Genomic DNA, 1,163 nt, shown 5'->3' on the forward strand with positions numbered 1-1,163 from the left:
AAAGTCGGGATTATACCATATAAAAAAATAAATAAATAGACTTGTTTTTTTCTTTTTTTGACGTATACTAATAATAGAAAGCGCTTTAAATAAAATAAAAGGAGGTTTTATGAGGAAAGTAAATAAGGACATTTTATTCTTAACTGGAATCATAGTTTTATGTTTTGGTTTTTTATTATTTCACATCAACCCCTATTATGCCGAACCCTATGCGACACTGAAAGAAAGAATAAATTTATTCTTTTGGCAACTATATTGGAGACCTGTAGGAACTCTCAGTATTATTTCGGGTTGCATTATAACTTTCAAAGGATTGAAAAAATAATCTTTTACTCATGAAGAAAGGAAATTTGTTATGATTAAACTGAAACTATTGTTTTTCTCTCTACTATCAAGTCTATTATTCTTAGTCACAACATCTACGGTTTTTGCTGATGTCTATCCTGGTACAAATTATGAAATTGTATCTAATCGTATTGTAAAAGATATCAACACAGGAGAGTTATTGTCATTTTATACGACTGAACTTAGAGACGCCTATTTAGAGTCTAAATCTACGTATCAGACTCGTTCTAATGCAACTGGTGTTGCAGACTATAGAACTAAATACTCTCACTCTTACAAGAAAAGCACCACATCAGGTCCTGTAAGTTCAACTGCCTATGGTGGAAAAGCTGGAGCTACTCTGACTGTAGGTGCAGGTGTTAGCTTTTCTGCTCCGGAGTCTGGAGCTGGACTTAGTTTAAATCACTCAGTCTCCCATAACGTACCACCCTACACTTATGGTTATATTAGACTAAAAGCATCTTACACAGTAAACGTTCGTAAACTAGAAGTTAGATACTTAGGCACCAACAAATGGGTTCCAGCTGGTGAAACCTCTACTATATCGAATGTTAGCGTTTGGAGCGAACTGGTCACTTGGAAATAACTCATTAGAGACTGGGTAAAAACTCAATTTCAGGAGAAAATGAAATAAATTTTCTCACAATAAAACGCATAGTATTACGGTTCAAGTCAACACCGGATATTATGCGTTTTTGATTTTAAAGAGCCAAATTTCTTAACTTAATGACATTGCTTTTTGCCCAACCTCTTTTTATTTCAAAAAAGAACCTCGCAAAACAAGAGCCTGGTTTTATAGTTCATCGGCTTTTACAAAT

At 33.9% G+C, this 1,163-nt stretch carries 1 protein-coding gene; it reads left to right on the forward strand.

All coding sequences use genetic code 11. The features are described 5' to 3' along the window. Window positions 1–505: 505 nt before the first annotated feature. Window positions 506–931, forward strand: coding sequence for a hypothetical protein (locus tag HT671_RS10445; RefSeq protein ID WP_226373187.1), 426 nt, complete (start codon window positions 506–508; stop codon window positions 929–931). Window positions 932–1,163 lie beyond the last annotated feature (232 nt).

It is taken from the genome of Streptococcus sp. 2741, from assembly GCF_013276315.1.
Taxonomy (GTDB): domain Bacteria; phylum Bacillota; class Bacilli; order Lactobacillales; family Streptococcaceae; genus Streptococcus; species Streptococcus pseudopneumoniae.